General features: G+C 55.0%; 15 protein-coding genes. 7 read left to right on the top strand and 8 right to left on the bottom strand.

The genetic code is table 11. The features are described 5' to 3' along the window. Positions 1-60 precede the first annotated feature (60 nt). From hutH to hutI, 4 genes are all read right to left on the bottom strand, one after another. Positions 61-1,584 carry a histidine ammonia-lyase gene (gene hutH, locus F8562_RS00160; protein WP_014228482.1) on the bottom strand — a complete coding sequence of 508 codons (1,524 nt, stop codon included), beginning with the start codon at positions 1,582-1,584 and terminating at the stop codon, positions 61-63. Continuing rightward, positions 1,581-3,269, bottom strand: a complete 1,689-nt coding sequence (hutU, locus tag F8562_RS29400; RefSeq protein WP_004849031.1) for a urocanate hydratase — start codon at positions 3,267-3,269, stop codon at positions 1,581-1,583. Before hutU ends, hutH begins: the two co-directional genes overlap by 4 nt. A gap of 143 nt (positions 3,270-3,412) precedes the next feature. Next, positions 3,413-4,138 carry a histidine utilization repressor gene (locus F8562_RS00150; protein WP_094909286.1) on the bottom strand — a complete coding sequence of 242 codons (726 nt, stop codon included), beginning with the start codon at positions 4,136-4,138 and terminating at the stop codon, positions 3,413-3,415. 140 nt (positions 4,139-4,278) lie between these two features. Continuing rightward, positions 4,279-5,496, bottom strand: a complete 1,218-nt coding sequence (hutI, locus tag F8562_RS00145; RefSeq protein ID WP_032718701.1) for an imidazolonepropionase — start codon at positions 5,494-5,496, stop codon at positions 4,279-4,281. Positions 5,497-5,726: 230 nt separating this feature from the next. Between hutI and F8562_RS00140 the strand changes: the two genes are divergently transcribed. The 3 genes from F8562_RS00140 to F8562_RS00130 all read left to right on the top strand — a co-directional run bounded on the left by F8562_RS00140 (position 5,727) and on the right by F8562_RS00130 (position 8,255). Then, the gene (locus F8562_RS00140) at positions 5,727-7,010 is read left to right on the top strand and encodes a putative acyl-CoA thioester hydrolase (RefSeq protein WP_014228478.1); all 1,284 of its coding nucleotides are present in this window, start codon (positions 5,727-5,729) and stop codon (positions 7,008-7,010) included. 413 nt (positions 7,011-7,423) lie between these two features. Beyond that, positions 7,424-7,642 carry a hypothetical protein gene (locus F8562_RS00135; RefSeq protein ID WP_014228477.1) on the top strand — a complete coding sequence of 73 codons (219 nt, stop codon included), beginning with the start codon at positions 7,424-7,426 and terminating at the stop codon, positions 7,640-7,642. Between the two features lie 58 nt (positions 7,643-7,700). Further along, the gene (locus tag F8562_RS00130) at positions 7,701-8,255 is read left to right on the top strand and encodes a LuxR C-terminal-related transcriptional regulator (RefSeq protein ID WP_004849021.1); all 555 of its coding nucleotides are present in this window, start codon (positions 7,701-7,703) and stop codon (positions 8,253-8,255) included. A gap of 94 nt (positions 8,256-8,349) precedes the next feature. Here F8562_RS00130 and F8562_RS00125 read toward each other — a convergent pair whose 3' ends face one another. Together F8562_RS00125 and F8562_RS00120 are read right to left on the bottom strand one after the other, a co-directional pair. After that, positions 8,350-9,081 (bottom strand): MerR family transcriptional regulator, encoded by a 732-nt coding sequence (locus F8562_RS00125; protein ID WP_014228475.1) that lies wholly within the window; start codon positions 9,079-9,081, stop codon positions 8,350-8,352. 188 nt (positions 9,082-9,269) lie between these two features. Next, entirely contained in the window at positions 9,270-10,493 is a 1,224-nt protein-coding gene (locus F8562_RS00120; protein WP_014837855.1) for a diguanylate phosphodiesterase, read from the bottom strand. A gap of 335 nt (positions 10,494-10,828) precedes the next feature. Between F8562_RS00120 and ycgZ the strand changes: the two genes are divergently transcribed. From ycgZ to F8562_RS00105, 3 genes are all read left to right on the top strand, one after another. Next, entirely contained in the window at positions 10,829-11,071 is a 243-nt protein-coding gene (ycgZ, locus tag F8562_RS00115) for a regulatory protein YcgZ (protein ID WP_004849015.1), read from the top strand. 121 nt (positions 11,072-11,192) lie between these two features. Next, positions 11,193-11,516, top strand: coding sequence for a hypothetical protein (locus tag F8562_RS00110; protein ID WP_032694536.1), 324 nt, complete (start codon positions 11,193-11,195; stop codon positions 11,514-11,516). 54 nt (positions 11,517-11,570) lie between these two features. Next, on the top strand, positions 11,571-11,837 hold the full coding sequence (locus F8562_RS00105; RefSeq protein WP_004849010.1) for a biofilm development regulator YmgB/AriR family protein: 267 nt from the start codon (positions 11,571-11,573) through the stop codon (positions 11,835-11,837). 243 nt (positions 11,838-12,080) lie between these two features. On the opposite strand, the gene F8562_RS00100 is transcribed toward F8562_RS00105, so the two are convergent. After that, complete coding sequence (locus tag F8562_RS00100) at positions 12,081-13,550, bottom strand: PLP-dependent aminotransferase family protein (RefSeq protein ID WP_014837854.1); 1,470 nt, start codon at positions 13,548-13,550, stop codon at positions 12,081-12,083. A gap of 133 nt (positions 13,551-13,683) precedes the next feature. On the opposite strand from F8562_RS00100, the gene F8562_RS00095 reads away from it, so the two are divergent. Beyond that, a complete protein-coding gene (locus tag F8562_RS00095; RefSeq protein ID WP_014228471.1) occupies positions 13,684-14,160 on the top strand; it encodes a GNAT family N-acetyltransferase in 477 nt (158 codons plus the stop codon). Between the two features lie 58 nt (positions 14,161-14,218). On the opposite strand, the gene pgl is transcribed toward F8562_RS00095, so the two are convergent. After that, positions 14,219-15,214, bottom strand: coding sequence for a 6-phosphogluconolactonase (gene pgl / locus F8562_RS00090; protein WP_014837853.1), 996 nt, complete (start codon positions 15,212-15,214; stop codon positions 14,219-14,221). Positions 15,215-15,359: the final 145 nt, after the last annotated feature.

The following is a 15,359-nucleotide window of genomic DNA, read 5'->3' as shown; positions in this document are numbered from 1 at the left end:
CCGGGAGGAAGAGATCCTCCCGGCGCAGGTACAGAGAACAGCGATGGTTTAGCGTTGGTCTCAAAGCACGGCAGGCAGCAGCCGCGTCAGATGACGCGCCGCCAGGAGCGCAATGGCGTTTTCGATGTCCGGGGCGAAGAAGCGGTCCTCGGTGTAATGGGTCACCCGTTCGCGCAGCAGGTGGCGCGCCTCTTCCAGCAGCGGGCTGCTGCTCAGGCCTTCGCGCATATCCAGACCCTGCACGGCGGCCAGCCACTCAACGGCCAGTACGCCGCGGGTATTTTCCGCCATCGCCCACAGGCGGCGGCCGGCGGCCGGGGCCATCGAGACGTGGTCTTCCTGGTTAGCGGAGGTTGGCAGACTGTCCACGCTGTGCGGGTGCGACAGCGCTTTGTTCTCGCTGGCCAGCGCCGCCGCCGTCACCTGGGCAATCATAAACCCGGAGTTGACGCCGCCGTTTTTGACCAGGAAAGGGGGCAGCTGCGACATATGGCTGTCCATCATCAGCGCGATACGGCGCTCCGACAGCGATCCGATTTCGGCAATCGCCAGCGCGATATTATCCGCCGCCATCGCCACCGGTTCGGCGTGGAAGTTACCTCCGGAAATCACGTCGTTCTCGCTGGCGAACACCAGCGGGTTATCGGATACCGCGTTGGCTTCAACCAGCAGCACTTCCGCCGCCTGGCGAAGCTGGGTCAGGCAGGCACCCATCACCTGCGGCTGGCAGCGCAGAGAGTACGGATCCTGCACCTTGGTGCAGTTATGGTGCGACTGGGAAATCGCGCTGTCGTCGGTCAGCAGATGGCGATAGTGCGCCGCGGCGTCAATCTGCCCGCGCTGACCGCGCGCTTCGTGAATGCGCGGATCAAACGGACGACGCGAACCGAGCGCCGCTTCGGTGGTTAACGACCCGCAAACTACCGCGGAAGCGAACAGGTCTTCGGCTTCGAACAGGCCGCGCAGGGCAAACGCCGTCGACGCCTGCGTGCCGTTGAGCAGCGCCAGCCCCTCTTTCGCCGCCAGAGTAATCGGCTCAAGCCCCGCCTGACGCAGCGCTTCCGTCGCCGGCAGCCACTCCCCGCCGCGCACGCGCGCTTTCCCTTCGCCAAGCAGGGTCAAAGACATATGCGCCAGCGGCGCGAGGTCGCCGGAGGCGCCGACCGATCCCTTCGCCGGGATCCACGGCGTCACGCCCGCGTTGACCAGGCCAATCAGCGCCTGAATCACGCTCAGGCGAATGCCGGAAAAGCCGCGCGACAGGCTGTTAATTTTCAGCACCATAATCAGACGCGCGAGGTCATCATCCAGCGGTTCGCCAATCCCCGCCGCGTGCGACAGCACCAGCGATCGCTGAAGGTTTTCCAGATCTTCGGTTGAGATGCGCGTCTGCGCCAGCAGGCCAAAACCGGTGTTGATACCGTAGGCGGTGCGGCCTTCCGCCAGAATCGCGTTGACGCAGGCAACGCTGTCATCAATCGCCGCGAACGCGCTTTCGTCTAGCGTAATGTTCAGCGGCTGGCTGTAGACGTCGCGCAGCTGCGACAGGCTGAGTTGACCCGGAATCAGTGTTAAAGCGTTCATTTAGCGTGCCCCTGCGTTGCTGCCACCATCGGAAGATTCAAACCTTGTTCTGTCGCGCACTCAATCGCGATATCGTAGCCCGCGTCGGCATGACGCATCACGCCGGTCGCCGGGTCGTTGTGCAGGACGCGGGCAATGCGCGCCGCCGCTTCATCGGTACCGTCGCAGACGATAACCATGCCGGAGTGCTGCGAAAAGCCCATCCCGACGCCGCCGCCGTGATGCAGCGACACCCAGGTCGCCCCGCTGGCGGTATTCAGTAAGGCGTTGAGCAGCGGCCAGTCGGAGACGGCGTCGGAACCATCGCGCATCGCTTCCGTCTCGCGGTTCGGGCTGGCAACGGAGCCGGAGTCAAGATGGTCGCGGCCAATGACGATCGGCGCGGAGACCTCGCCGCTGCGGACCATTTCGTTAAACGCCAGCCCCAGCTTCTGCCGCCATTCGAGGCCTACCCAGCAGATACGCGCCGGTAGCCCCTGGAAACTGATACGCTCGCGGGCCATATCCAGCCAGTGATGCAGGTGCTTATCGTCTTTAACGATCTCTTTCACTTTCGCGTCGGTTTTATAGATGTCCTGCGGGTCGCCGGACAGGGCAACCCAGCGGAACGGGCCGATGCCGCGGCAGAATAGCGGGCGGATATAGGCGGGAACGAAGCCTGGGAAAGCAAACGCGTTGCCAACGCCCATCTCCTGGGCCATCTGGCGAATGTTGTTGCCGTAGTCAAACGTCGGCACGCCCATTTCGTGGAATGCCAGCATCGCCTGCACGTGGTCGGCCATTGCGCGTTTCGCCGCCAGGATAGTGCCCTGCGGGTCCGACTCGGCCTTAGCCTGGTACTCTTCCCAGCTCCAGCCTTTCGGCAGATAGCCGTGCAGCGGATCGTGGGCGCTGGTCTGATCGGTCACCATATCCGGGCGCACGCCGCGTTTGACCATTTCCGGTACGATCTCTGCCGCATTGCCGCACAGTGCGATAGAGATTGCCCGGCCCTCGGCGGTGTATTTTTTGATGCGCGCCAGCGCGTCATCCAGCGACGTCGCCTGTTCATCAACGTAGCGGGTACGCAGGCGGAAATCGATGCGGCTCTGCTGGCATTCGATATTCAACGAGCAGGCGCCCGCTAAGGTCGCGGCCAGCGGCTGCGCGCCGCCCATGCCGCCCAGACCGGCGGTCAACACCCAGCGCCCCTTCAGGCTGCCCTGGTAGTGCTGGCGGCCTGCCTCAACGAAGGTTTCATAGGTGCCCTGCACGATGCCCTGGCTGCCAATGTAGATCCAGCTGCCGGCGGTCATCTGGCCGTACATCGCCAGCCCTTTGGCATCCAGCTCGTTAAAGTGTTCCCAGGTTGCCCAGTGCGGCACCAGGTTGGAGTTGGCGATCAGCACCCGCGGCGAGTTTTCATGGGTTTTGAATACGCCCACCGGCTTACCGGACTGGACCAGCAGCGTTTCGTCGCTCTCGAGGTTTTTCAGCGCCTTCACGATAGCGTCATAGCATTCCCAGTTGCGCGCCGCGCGTCCGATGCCGCCATACACCACCAGCTCATGCGGGTTTTCGGCGACATCCGGGTCGAGGTTATTCATGAGCATACGCAGCGGAGCTTCGGTCAGCCAGCTCTTCGCATTTAACGTTGTGCCACGCGGTGCACGTACGTCCTGCTGGCGGTATTTGCTTTGCGACATCGGGGGTTTCTCCTGACAATTAACGTTGTGTACATAGATACATATACTTGTCTATACAAGCATACGCAAGCCAGGATTTAACACAAAAGATACATTTTTGTTATATTGCGTCAGCAATCACGTTTTGCCGACGCGCAGGAAGATCAGGAACCAAAATGGCCCTGCAGACGGTAGCGGCTGCCGGGGAAAATCAGGCGCGCGTGGGAAACGATATGGGTGGTGGACCAGGTGCGGCGGCGGATCAGCAGACACGGGTCGTGCGCGTGAATATGCAGCAGCGCGCACTCCTCCGCCGTTGCCTGCACCGCCTCAACAATGTGCTCCCCTTCGGTCAGAGGGGCGATCAGCGACAGATAGTCGTGGGGCGTGGTCGCGGTATAGTCCTGACGCAGATAGTCCGGCACCACGGCGGCGTTGACGCAGCGGTCCTCAATCTGTACCGGTACCTCATTTTCAAAATGCACCATCAGCGAATGGAAAATCCGCGTACCGGCGGCCACGTTGAGCGCCGCGGCCTGAATCAGATCCGCCTGCGTTTCCTCCAGCAGCACCACCTCGCAGCGGTGCTGATGATGACGAGAGGTAATTTCCTCCGCGATGCTGCGCACTTCAAACAGCGCCAACTGCCCTTTCGGCTCCGCGACAAACGTCCCCACCCCCTGTAATCGCACCAGCCGGCCTTCATCGGTCAGCTCGCGCAGCGCCCGATTGATGGTCATCCGGCTAAAGCCAAACTGCGCCACCAGCTCCGCCTCCGAAGGAATGCGATCGTGTGGACGCCAGACGCCGCTGTGGATCTTTTCGCTAATAGCCTGTTTCACCTTTTCATAGAAAGGCGCAGGCGCGGAACGAGGTTGCGATGAGAACATGGCCGGGCTTCCTTGTGCGAATGGGCGGCGAAACGTCCAGAATATACTGAATCGCTACTGCCACCAATGGGCGATTTGCCGCGCCTCCGCGCTGTGGTCGCGTCCCTGCCAAATCCCGGCGGCCGTCGGTTGTCATAGCTTCATGCGATTTCTCCTCGCACCACGCGCTGCCAGAGCGGGCTGCGCCCCGGCTCGTAAACCATCTCAACCGGATGCTCCGCGTCCCAGATAGCAAAATCAGCAACGAAGCCCGGCGCCAGCTGACCGTGGCTCGCCTGGCGGCCCAGCGCCTGAGCCGCATGACGGGTTACGCCTGCCCACGCCTCCTCCGGCGTTAAGCCAAATTTCACGCAGGCCATATTCATCGCCAGATGCAGGCTGGCGAAGGGGCTGGTGCCGGGGTTGTAGTCCGTCGCCACCGCCATCGGAACCTGATATTCGCGCAGCAGTTCAACCGGCGGCCTGCGGGTTTCGTTAAGGAAATAGAACGCGCCGGGCAGGAGCACCGCCACGGTGCCGCTGCGGCTCATCGCCGCCACGCCCTCTGGGGTCAGGTATTCAATATGGTCGGCGGACAGGCCTTTATAGCGGCTCACTAATTCGGCGCCGCCCAGCGAAGAGAGCTGCTCAACGTGACCTTTTACCGGGATACCTAATGCCTGGGCCGTGCTGTAAACCCGTTCAGTTTGCGCGGGGGTAAAGCCGACGTTTTCGCAGAAGGCATCGACGCTTTCAAATAGCCCCTCTTCCCACAGCGTGGGCAGAATGGTTTCGCATACCAGATTGATATAGCCTTCCGGGTCGCCTTTATATTCCGGCGGCGTGGCGTGGGCGGAGAGTAGAGTGGGGGAAATCTCAACGGTATGCGTTGCGGCAAGCTGTTGTACAACCCGCAGCATTTTACGTTCGTTTGCGAGATCCAGCCCGTAGCCGGACTTGATCTCCAGGGTGGTGACCCCTTCGCGCAGCAGACGAGCCAGCCGCTGCCGGGCCAGCGCCAGCAGCTCCGTTTCGCTGCTTTCCCGGGTGGCGCGCACGGTCGCGTTAATGCCGCCGCCGTTGGCGCTAATGGTCTGGTAGGAGACGCCGTTGAGGCGCTGCTCCCACTCCTGCGCCCGGCTGCCGCCGAAGACCAGGTGCGTGTGGCAATCAATCAGCCCCGGCGTGAGCAGCCTGCCGCCGAGGTCAATACTCTGCCCTGCGGGCGCCTCGCTTTCGGGCACAATGGCTTCAATGCGTCCATCGCGCACCAGCAGCGCATGATGCTCCACGAGTCCATACGGCTGAGAGAAACGCGGATCGAGCGTGGCCAGACGGACGTTTCGCCAGATTAGGCGTTCGGAAGGTGTGTGTGTCATAGCGGTCAACTTGTCATGGGTTGTATAGACATTTATTTTGATTCCGCGAGAAATGTCAACTCAGCCCCCGGCAAATGTTATCTATTTGTGATCAAAAGCGGCACGTTTCCGGCTCTTATTATGTAAAGAAGCAACTTTTTTGCGCTACGTCTTCCCGTTTCGCTTAAGTTGGTATAAAACAGCAGGCTTTAAAGGACCTATACCCTTAATTTATTCTTGCCCGGAGCAACATGAACACATATTCCGTTTCCCGCCTGGCGCTGGCGCTGGCCTTTGGCGTGACGTTGTCCGCCTGTAGTTCGACGCCTGCCGACCAACAGCCCTCAACGCAAACAGCGCCGGGCACGGCCTCTCGTCCAGTTTTAACCGCCGATGAGGCGAAAAACTTCTTACCGGCGAGCTATTTCCAGTCCCTCGATCCTAACGCCGCTGCGTGGAGCCCGTCCGCCATCAGCCTCCCGGCGCAGCCGGATTTTGTCGTGGGTCCTGCGGGTACCCAGGGGGTAACCCACACCACGATTCAGGCCGCGGTGGATGCAGCGATTACCCGCCACTCCAATCGTCGTCAGTTTATCGCCATCATGCCGGGTGAATATGCGGGCACCGTATACGTTCCGGCGGCGCCTGGCGCGCTGACCCTGTACGGCACCGGTGAGAAGCCGATTGATGTAAAAATCAGCGCAGCGATTGATTCAGAAATGGATCCGGTCTCCTGGCGTCACCAGGTTAATCCGGGCGGCAAATATATGCCGGGCAAACCGGCCTGGTATATGTACGACAGCTGCCAGAGCAGACGTGCCGCCACCGTTGGCGTGATGTGCTCAGCGGTATTCTGGTCGCAGAATAACGATCTCCAGCTACAGAACCTGACTATCGCCAACAACCTCGGCGACAGCGTAGACGCGGGCACCCATCAGGCCGTGGCGCTGCGTAGCGATGGCGATCGGGTACAGATTAACAAGGTGAATATCCTCGGTCGCCAGAACACCTTTTTCGTGACCAACAGCGGCGTACAAAACCGCCTGCAGGATAACCGTCAGACCCGAACCCTGGTCAGCAACAGCTATATTGAAGGCGACGTCGATATCGTTTCCGGTCGTGGGGCGGTCGTGTTCGACAATACCGACTTCCGTGTGGTCAATTCGCGCACCCAGAAAGAGGGCTACGTCTTTGCGCCAGCGACCCTGAAGAGCGTGACCTACGGCTTCCTGGCGATCAACAGCCGCTTTACCGCTTCCGGCGATAACGTCGCGCAGCTGGGCCGCTCTCTGGACGTTGACGGCAACACCAATGGCCAGGTCGTTATTCGCGATAGCGTCATTAATGAAGGCTTTAATATTGCCAAACCGTGGGCTGATGCCGTCGGTTCAAACCGTCCGTTTAGCGGCAACACCGGTACTGCGGATGCCAAAGGCAACCCGCAGCGTAACCTGAATGACGCTAACTTCAACCGCATGTGGGAATACAACAACCGCGGCGTGGGAAGCTTTGTCGTCGCTGAACCGAAGCAGTAACGCTTACGCCAAAAGGGGGAAGCTATTCCCCCTTTGTCTCTTTCTCTTCCCGCTGTGCCCTTCCCGCTTCTTCACCGCTATCCCCTCATCCTGTAGGTTATCCCTGTACAGACGCCGTCCTGTACAACTTTTTCACATTACCTTTACAAAAAATAACTATACAAAGCAATATGTTATAAGTAAATGTTAAAAAAACCAACTAAATGTACAAAATTAATTCGGAAAAATTGTACATCCTGAAGATCGTGACTATAGTTATTACGTAAGTTTTAAATTCTGCATTACAGCATTCTTATGATTTAAAAAAATGCACACCATTTCCTTTGAAATGGTGAAGAACCGTAGAGCAAAGATGATTTTTATCCCGCATCTTTGTTTGTTGATTTATTGTCTAACATAACCCGAGATATACCATGCAGATTAAAAATACTATTCCTGCAGAGTTTATTTCTAACTCTGCTTTGCTGAAAAATATCGAACACATGGTGCAGACCCAGACGGAGAGCGAAGCCGTTAGCCATGAGCGTTTAATCGTTGAGGTTCAGCGGCGCCTGAATCTTGAGAAAAATGAAATACTCGCCGATTTATATATCCAAACGCTGCATGTGCTACGTGGTAAAAACCATCACTAAGCATGATATGTGATTTGTTAAATTAAGCCATTATTAACACTTCTACCTCGGAGGACAAATGAATAACGACAAGCAAGGTCACTTTTTTAATCATTACGATCTTTGGATTAACAATAACCTTCTTCGTCAAGGATTACAGCTTGTACTCGATTCATTATCACCAGGCTGTTTTCATGGAAAATATGTCTTTTTCACCAGCGATAACTATTATGCGGTGCTTAATCATCATTACGATCGCAAAAGAGTTCGTTTTGTCCTGCTCACCGACGGTAATGATTTGAACTTCCTGAGCGAAATACCAATGTACAGAATCCCGGCGCGCTCAACGCCCGCTGAGATAAAATCGTTTATTCTCCGCCCCACCTTGTTCGGTAAGAAGCCGGACCGGGAATCTGAAAGTATCGTTTTTACCAATCGCGAAAAAGAAGTGATTCGCCTGATGAACGATGGTGAAGCGATGGCAAATATAGGGAAGTCGCTGAATTTACATATTAAAACAATTTATCAAATTCGCCTGACCTTAATCAAAAAGCTCGGCTGCTCGGGTCGGACAGATTTTTTTAATATTAGCCGCAGCGAAACGTTTAAAGCCTGGACCCAGCTCAATTTCTGATAATTTACCTGCCAGCGCATGTTGCCATGCTTCAGGAAGACAAGCGGCGGAATAACATCTCTAAAAATGTTCCGCTGCTAACCCTCTAAGACGCTTACTCTCCGTGAAACTCAATGGTGAAGCCCTGGCTTTGCCAGTGGCTAAGTAATTCTGCCTGCAAGGGGGTCAGCGCGCGGCCGGTCCAGACAAAAATATGCTGACCAGGAAACAGTTCCGGGCGAGGAGAATCTAGCGGCTCCGCCAGCACGTTGACGTGCCAGGCGCGCTGCGATAAACGCCACGCTTCCAGCCACAGACGGGTACGGTCTTCATTACCCCACCCCACCAACAGCGTCTCTTTCCCCACCTTTTTGCGCGATTCCGCAAGAATGGACGCTACGCAATCAATCAGGATACCGTCCAGCATACTGATAATCGCCATGGAGGTATTCGGATCGAGATTGAGCTTACTGCGGACGGGGACAAAGAGCCGGTCAATCAGTTTATCTACGGGATATTCATGGCTGAGGGACATGATGCGGGTGCGTAATTTTGAGGGCTGGACACCTCGCAGAAGCGTCATCATCTCTTCCTGGAGCAGGACGGCAGCGTCTTGCGTTTCAGGTTGATGGCCTTCCAGAAGCGCCTTAACCTTGCCCACGGAGACCCCGCGATCGATCCAGCGTTTGATTTCCTCAATGCGCTGAACGTCCTCCTCGTCAAACTGGCGGTGGCCTCCCTCGCTTCTCTGCGGCTTTAGCAAACCATATCTTCGCTGCCATGCACGCAAAGTCACGGGGTTGATTCCGCAACGTTCGGCAACCTCACCGATGCTGTAATATGCCATTAGCGCCCTCTAACCTGATAATACTTTACCGACTAAATTAACGAATTTAGCCTGGTTGTACAATTAACTTTTCTTGTACAGCTAAAATAAACAGGTCGGGCGCCGATATACCGGGCAAAAAACAGGGCTTATTTTACCGTTATACACCGCTTTTTAACCGACACGCTGCGCTGAGCCGGAGTCAAAATTTAAAGAAGCTCACACGCTATTTTTTTCTCTGGCCATGCTACCGGCGGAATGCCTCCCAGACACGGACTGGCAAATAAATTTCCCTGGAAATGCGTAATCCCCGCTGACTCCAGCCACATCCACTCCTCCGCCTGCTCGATACCCACCGCAGAAATGGCGATTTCCAGGGAGTGACAGCATTTAATAATCGCCTGAACGATTGCCTGTTTTGGGCCGTGCTTATGGATATCTTTGACCAGTTGGCGATTAATCTTGATGCGGTCCGGCTGAAACTGAGCCAGCAGCAACAGCCCGGCAAACCCGGCGCCAAAATGATCGATAGCCACGCGAATTCCCGCAGACTTGAGCTTACGCACGGAATCGGTGAATTCATCAAGACGGGAAATGGCTTCGCTTTCGGTAAATTCCACAATAATTTGCTCAGGGATCAAACCGCTGGCTTCAATTTCCGCTAACAGAAATTCGACAGCGTTGGGAACATTCACCAGCGTCATGGGCAGCAGATTAATCGACAACGTGCGTCCACGGAGGTGCAAAAGTCCCGCCATGGCGAAGGCAATGCGCTTGCTGTGGAGATCCGTCCAGTAGATTTCCTCTCGCGAAAGTCCGTCAAAATAGACCGCTGGCGAATCACCGGAAGTCGTGCGCAGCAGCGCTTCGTAGGAGACGACCTCTTTGGCAAACGGATCGATGACCGGCTGAAAAGCAAAGCTGCATTCGGCCTCTTGCAGCGGAGTTTCAGGGTAGCAGGCAGCGTCTTCTATCACAAACTCCCAGCTTTCAGCCGCAGGAATTTCGTAATAGTTTTCCTTTTCCGTGGCTTCGACGAAGGTACGGAAAAAATGGAGCGCTCTGTCGTCATAGGTGAGCTGATATTTTGTGGTCCCTTTATCCAGCACAGCCTGCAGCACTTCATCGCGGTCAAACTCTCGTAAATCAAAGAGTTCCATGCCAATTTTACCAAAGCGCCGCATCGGTCCATGATCCCTGAGCAGCTCCACGAGGTTATGGTGCCGCGGGTCTGCGCAGATACGGCGGTAAATTTCCTCGACCTTCTCTTCAGGTCCTTCTAATAGCTGAAAAAAGTGGGTGCCGTTAAAAAGCAGAATACCCGACACGTTTTCCTGACTATTCTTGACATTTGCTTCAGCAACCATGCTTTCGAGCGATTTAATTGACACGTTGTCGCAGATATGGCTGCGATAAATGATGGTAGTGAGCATGAAGTTTCCGACAGAAGAGATGAAAGCCAATAAGATATTACAGTAGCAGGTCTACCCGCATAAGTCCTGTAAAAGAGCCCGAGTCATTAACAAATAAATCACATTAACACCCTCTTTTCGCTGGCGTTCTTGCCTTCCTGCATACCTGTACAACTCGTACATCTCCACTCGATGTTTACCTTAAGATTTGTACAATTTTAAAACCATATAAATCAATATGTTACGAAAAACATTAAGAAAATTAACATATTTTTTCCATTTTCTATGTACAAGTTGATAAACATTGTATAACTTTAATCGCAACTTCACTGATAATTGAACTGACAGGAGCACATATGCAGCAGAACGGTTACATTCCTGACACGGCTAACGCTATTGCCCACTACTTCAATAAAGCGTCGTTACCTTCGCAGCAGGAGACGTTAGGGCAGATTGTAATGGATATCCTTAATGAAGGACGCAACCTGAATCGCAAATCCCTGTGTACGAAACTGCTGGGTCGCCTTGAAGTGGCTTCAGAACCTGAAGAAGAAAACCATTATCAAACGTTGATTGGTCTCTTGTTTGAGCATCAGTGATAAAAGTGGCTTCAGCTATCTGGTGATTTAAGTCGTTACTGAATGAGGAAATATAAGGGATGGGCCAGTATCTGACACGGATTACCGGCTTGCTACTAAATTCCCAGTCAAGGAGATGACAATGATCAGAGATACCGTTATGAATCGCAATGATTATGATCCACTAACCGATTTATTGATTGGAGAGGCTGTCCTCTCTCTACTCAAAAATAAGGGGCCTATTAGTAAACAAGCACTGATCGGGAAACTCCAGGCCATGCAGGCTGGGGAACAGGATAAAAAGCGGCGGAATGCAATTGGGCGTATTATCGATGAAATCAGTAATATGGTAGCTCGCCGTGGAAAAAACAATACCGTGGGTACTTCAGGCGCTAAGCATAATTGGGATGAGCCGAATTCGTTATTAGGTTCCCCTCAGCAGCCAGGTACGAATAAAATACACTGACCACTACTGGTCTAATGTTTAACTTACAAAGTAGAGAATATGATGAGACAGACTATGCATCAGCAACCGGATATTTACGCAGGCCTGAACGATACCGCACTCTCTGAATATTTCCGCAACGCAGGCGACAGACTGATCGATGAATCAGCGGTGATGTCGCTGGCTATCAGCAGCATCCTTGAGTCTGAGGGTCATCTCAGCAACAAGGCGATTATTTTGTGGTTAATTACGGCGCTGGAAACCACCAGCGATGTCGTAACTGCAGACGTTATCCGCAAAACCCTGGAAATCGTCGTCAGCTACACCATGGATGATATCTGATTTATTAACCGGCTGTAATTAAACAGGGAAGTCACATATCGCTAAGCGAATGGTTATATTATTACAGAAGCCGTGGATATACTTTAAATCCAGGCGCGGTATCTCTCTTTTTAAAACGCTGCCCCTATTGTCAGATGAATAATCAGGACGGGGCAGGTTTTCCAAAAAGATAATCTTTGTCTGCAATATAACCCGGCAATGAATGCCATTAATCCCCTGCAAAATATTTCCCGTATTGCTGAGCTAAAACATCGCAGCCAGGCGGCGAATTCCCTCGGTCAAAACCGCTGGGGGATGGTTTGCAAAACCGAATAAAACTCCTTCGCGCGACATCGGCCGCTGACAATAGCGCTCAAACGTCTGCACGCCGAAACCTGGCTGGCGCGCCTTAGCGACGACCTCTTCTGCCTTTAAACCCGCTGATAGCCAGCAGACTATGTGAATACCCGAATCCGTTGGATGTACGACCATGCGCCCGGCAAAGTAGCGTGCAATCGCCGCCTCCAGCGCGCTTTTACGCTCAAAACAGGCTTTGCGAATACGACGGACGTGGCTGGCATAGTGCCCCTCGCTGATGAAACGAGCCAGGACGGCCTGTTCGAGATATCCACTACAGAGATCGGTGTAATATTTCGTCATGGCAAACTGTTCACGCAAATGCTCGGGGACCACTAAAAAGCCCAGCCGGAACTCCGGATACATCATCTTAGAAAATGTGCCCGCGTAGATGACGCGCTGATGATTATCTAACCCCTGCAACGCCTGCAGAGAGCGGGCGGCATAGCGGAATTCGCTATTGTAATCGTCTTCAAATATCCACGCCCGATGGGCTTCCGCCCATTCCAGTAAGGCGAGCCTTCTGGGCAGGCTAAGCGTTCCACTGAGCGGGAACTGGTGCGACGGCGCGGTATAGACCAGCTTAGCTTGCGGGTAATGGCGAATGCCATCCTGAATATCCATGCCCTCCTCGTCAACCCGAACGGGCCGGACCACCGCTCCCCTGGCGGCGAATGCGCCGCGGGCGCCGTTGTATCCGGGATCGTCGAGCCAGACCTCATCGCCCTTTTCCAGTAAAGCCTGAGCGGTGATGGAAAGCGCTTGCTGAATACCGTTGACAATGATCACCCGATCTTCGTGGCAATTGACGCCGCGCGTCGCCTGAATATAGCGACTAATCGCCTGGCGTAGAGGTTGATATCCATAGGGCGTGGCGTGCGCTCCCAGCTCACGACGCGATTGCCGCCAGACGCGCCCCAGCAGCCGCCCCCATAAAGCATGAGGGAAGAGATCGGTACAGCCGATACCGACGGCAAAAACCTGACGCATTTCGCCGCTGTCCTCTCTTTCTGACCATGATGACACCAGTGCGGCGACCTCAGGATTAAGCGGCCCTGCGGCGGCTATTGCCGTTTCGGGCGGCGTCGACGCGTCATACTCGCTAATGAGGTTATCCGGGATATGCTCGCAGACAAAGGTGCCCGCCCCCTTGCGAGTGACCAGGTACCCCTCATCCATCAGGCGGTCAAAACCGGCAATAACCGAGTTTCGCGAGATCGCCATCATCTCAGCCAGCGCCCGGCTGGAGGGGATTTTTGAACCCGCCGACAATCGGCCATCCAGAATCGCCTGACGCAGGGCGTGGTAGACCTGATCTTTAATCACGCCGCGGGCTAATAACAGTTCCTGAAACAGAGGGGCAATGGGTTTTGGCATGAGCGGCAGCGGGCATCGACGGCATAAAAGTGGATCCTATAAATATACAGAAAGTGTCACTTTTTAGGAACCAGAACAGCACCTACCATAGCGCCAGGTCAAACCATCCGGTTGATAAAAATAAGGAACAGCCATGAATAGCAACAAAACCGACGTTAACCTCGCGCAGGTAACCCTCCACCCCGCGGCTGAAAGCGACTTTGCCCAGTGGCTGCCGCTGTGGAAAAGCTACCAGACGTTTTATCGCGTCGACATCCCGGAAACCATCACGCAGCTCACCTGGAAGCGCTTTTTCCATCCCGCCGAACCGATGTTCTGCGCAGTGGCAAAACAGGAAGGCAGGATAGTGGGTTTCGTACATTATCTCTTCCACCGCTCCACCTGGGCCGAAAGCGACTACTGCTATCTGGAGGACCTCTTCGTTGACCCGGCCGTTCGCGGTCAGCATATCGGCAAACAGCTGATTGAGTATGTTCAGCTGCAGGCGCGCAAACGTCACGCAGCCAGCCTGTACTGGCACACGCATGAGACCAACCTTCGGGGCCAGCGTCTGTATAACTGGGTCGCGGAGAAAAGCGGCATGATTGAGTATCGTATGCGGGTGAAGTAGCCCCTGCGCAGGCGTAAAAAAACCTCGCCGCGGCGAGGTTTCGTCACTGACAGAGAACTTAGCGAGCGTTGACCACGACCCACATCGGGCCCTGGCCTACGGCATAGCGCCCTTTTTCCTGGAGCAGTCCCTGCTCGCCTTTGATTTCATACACCGCGATATGATGCGATTTCTGACCGGCGGCGATCAGATATTTGCCGCTATGATCGAGGTTAAAGCCGCGCGGCTGGGTCTCGGTATTCTGATAGCCTTCGATGGACAGCACGCTGCCGTCTTCCGAGACGCTGAAGATAGTGATAATGCTGGCGGTACGATCGCAGGCGTAGAGATGACGGCCATCCGGGGTCAGATGGATATCCGCCGCCCAGCGCACGCCGGCAAAATCAGTCGGCATCATGTCCAGCGTCTGCACGCATTCGATTTTTCCGTACGGATCTTTCAGCTCCCAGACGTCAACGGAGCTGTTCAGTTCGTTGACGCAGTAGCCGTATTGCTGATTCGGATGGAAAACCATGTGACGCGGGCCCGCGCCTTCAACGGTGGTCACTTCAGCCGGCTCCTGCTCTGCGAGGAAACCGTCGTCGCTCAGGGTAAACAGGCAGATACGATCCTGCTTCAGCGCCGGTACCCACAGGGTGCGATTATCCGGAGAGATATTTGCCGAGTGGCAGCCTTCCAGACCTTCAACCACCGCCACCGCTTCTCGCGGCAGGCCGTCCACCAGCGGCGTAACGCTCACGCAGCCCGCGTTATAGGAAGCGCTGAACACAAAGCGCCCCTGACGATCGGTAGAAATATGCGTTGGGCTACCCGGCAGCGCGGCTTCACCGGCGAAAGTCAGGGCGCCATTATCGGGCGCAATGCGGTAGGCCAGTACGCGAAACTCCGGACGCACGCCGACGTAGAGAAACTCTTTGTTCGGGCTCACCACCATCGGCTGCACCTGGCCCGGGGCATCAACAACCTGCACCAGGGTCAGTTTCCCCTCAAGATCCAGATCCCAGACGTGAATCTGCTGGCTTTCCGGGCTGGCGGTATAAACGGTTTGTTTCATGAATACTCCTTCCTCACTGCACGTGGAAATTTCATTTTTCAGACTAACGACACCCTGAAAAACACAATATGCATACACAACGCTCTGCAGGTTGCCTCCTGGCAGCCTGAAAGATCAAGTGTATCGGCTCTTTAGCGGTAGATGC

The sequence above is a fragment of the Klebsiella sp. RCJ4 genome (assembly GCF_009025755.1).
Classification (GTDB): domain Bacteria; phylum Pseudomonadota; class Gammaproteobacteria; order Enterobacterales; family Enterobacteriaceae; genus Klebsiella; species Klebsiella michiganensis.
Note: the sequence above shows the minus strand (reverse complement) of the source record. Positions and strands in the feature narration are given on the sequence as shown.